Source organism: Streptococcus mitis bv. 2 str. SK95, from assembly GCF_000222705.1.
Lineage (GTDB): Bacteria > Bacillota > Bacilli > Lactobacillales > Streptococcaceae > Streptococcus > Streptococcus mitis_AY.
Window position 1 is genome coordinate 1 of the sequence record NZ_AFUB01000018.1, and the last position, 1873, is coordinate 1873.

At 35.9% G+C, this 1873-nt stretch carries 3 protein-coding genes and 1 pseudogene; all 4 read left to right on the forward strand.

Going from position 1 to position 1873, the window contains the following annotated elements; translation table 11 throughout:
- A partial coding sequence (locus HMPREF9965_RS05000; protein WP_000963031.1) for a hypothetical protein occupies positions 1-280 on the forward strand: 280 nt, incomplete at its 5' end.
- 142 nt (positions 281-422) lie between these two features.
- Positions 423-824: a hypothetical protein gene (locus HMPREF9965_RS05005; RefSeq protein ID WP_000747470.1), complete on the forward strand. Its 402-nt coding sequence runs from the start codon at positions 423-425 to the stop codon at positions 822-824.
- A 139-nt stretch (positions 825-963) separates the two neighbouring features.
- The gene (locus tag HMPREF9965_RS05010) at positions 964-1386 is read left to right on the forward strand and encodes a hypothetical protein (protein WP_000747468.1); all 423 of its coding nucleotides are present in this window, start codon (positions 964-966) and stop codon (positions 1384-1386) included.
- Positions 1376-1873 (forward strand): annotated as a pseudogene (locus HMPREF9965_RS05015) (DUF2974 domain-containing protein); the annotation flags it as partial. The gene HMPREF9965_RS05010 and the pseudogene HMPREF9965_RS05015, both read left to right, overlap by 11 nt.

The window sequence follows — 1873 nt, forward strand, 5'->3', positions numbered from 1 at the left end:
AGCTTATCTGAAGGAGCATGAAGAAGAGATTAAGGATTTTGTAAAATCTTTAAATCCTAAAGTAGAATCTGTTCAGATTGATTGGGATGAAACGATGTGGGAAAAAGTTGGAAATGGAACTCCACAAGGAGGAGGTAATGTTGTGATAGTTGGAGGAGGTTTTAATAATATAGAGGGCTCAACTTGGCAAGTAATTTTTGAAATTGAGGATGGACGAGTTGTTTTTGATACTATGATGCAAGGCAGTCCATTGCGAGTAGGAGGAAGGATTTTTGACTAATAGTAACTTAAAAACCTTTGATAATTTTTATGCGGATTTAACATTATTCCTCATTGCCTATTAACTTCGAATACTTGCTAAAAGTATTTTTTTTACATTCATGATATAATAGGTCTAGAATCCACGTTTAAGGAGGACAGTCATGAAAAAACGTACTTTACTTTGGCTAGTTTTAGCTCTTGTAGTATTTGGAGGAGGAGCATGGATGGCACAAGAGACAAATCTATTTGGAGGAATAACTCTGAGCCCACGGGCTAAGCAGTTGGCTTATCTAAAGGAGCATGAAGAAGAGATTAAGGATTTTGTAAAATCTTTAAATCCTAAAGTCGAATCGGTTCAAATAGACTGGAAACAGACACAATGGGATAAAATCGGAAATGGAACCCCTCAAGGAGGTGGAGAAATTGTGCAAGTCTACGGTGGATTTAATAATATAGAAAAATCCAGCTGGAGTGTTATAATAAGGATTAAGAATGGAGAAATTTTAATTAATTCTATTGGAATAGGTAGTCCTTTACGTATTGGGGGTAAACTTTTTGACTAACAGTAACTTAAAATCCTTTGATAATTTTTATGCGGATTGAACACTGTTCATTCCCTATTGACTTCGAATACTTGCTAAAAGTATTTTTTTTACATTCATGATATAATAGGTTTAGAATCCACGTTTAAGGAGGACAGTCATGAAAAAACGTACTTTGCTTTGGTTAGTTTTAGCACTTGTAATTTTTGGAGGAGGTGCATGGATGGCACAGAAAACAAATTTATTTGGAGGAGTATTTCTTAGTCCGCGAGCCAAGCAGTTGGCTTATTTAAAGGAGCATGAAGAAGAGATTGTAAAATTCGTAAAGTCTAAAAATTCAAAGATTGAATCTGTTCAGATGGATTGGAATAGTTTAACTGTTGAACAGATAGGTAATGGAACTCCACAAGGTGGAGGTTATAATCTATCAGTGAAGGGTTCTTTTAATTATATAAAGGATTCTGACTTTACAATAGATTTTCGATTAAAAACTAAAAATGATGTACCTTCAATAGAACGGATTGGCATGTACAATCCCCCTAGAGTGTTAAAAAATGGAGGTTGGGACAAGTATGACGGATAGTAATTTAAAAGATTATAACAACTTTTATGCGGATTTAGCACAGTCGGCTTATAGAGGGAGGCCAAATACTTTATCACGCTATAATAATGCTGTAAACTGGACTTTAATAGATTATTCACAAGATATAGATGACGATGATAAAATCATCTCTGGAGGTAAAAAACTTCCTCATGACGGTAAAGTCTACTTGCAGCCAGATCCTGATTTACATACTGTGGAAGACACGATAAAACTCCAAGTTGGTGATCCTGGAGGAGGAATTCACCAAGAAGAGTATCCTATCAAACGCTACCAAAAAGGACTCTTAACTGATGAGAAAGCTGGTTTTAATGCCTACTACTTAACGGATACGCCTACCTTGACTAATGATACTACGAAAACTTATATGACTATCCGCGGCAGTGATGCCATCAGTTATGAAAATTTGAACGACTGGATTGACAACGACGCTAAGTTCGCTCTCAATCATATCCATACACCGCAAGCC

Bases quoted from the DNA above. Each gene is read 5' to 3' on its own strand.
- HMPREF9965_RS05005 (WP_000747470.1), top strand. From the start codon at position 423: ATGAAAAAACGTACTTTACTTTGGCTAGTTTTAGCTCTTGTAGTATTT.
- HMPREF9965_RS05010 (WP_000747468.1), top strand. From the start codon at position 964: ATGAAAAAACGTACTTTGCTTTGGTTAGTTTTAGCACTTGTAATTTTT.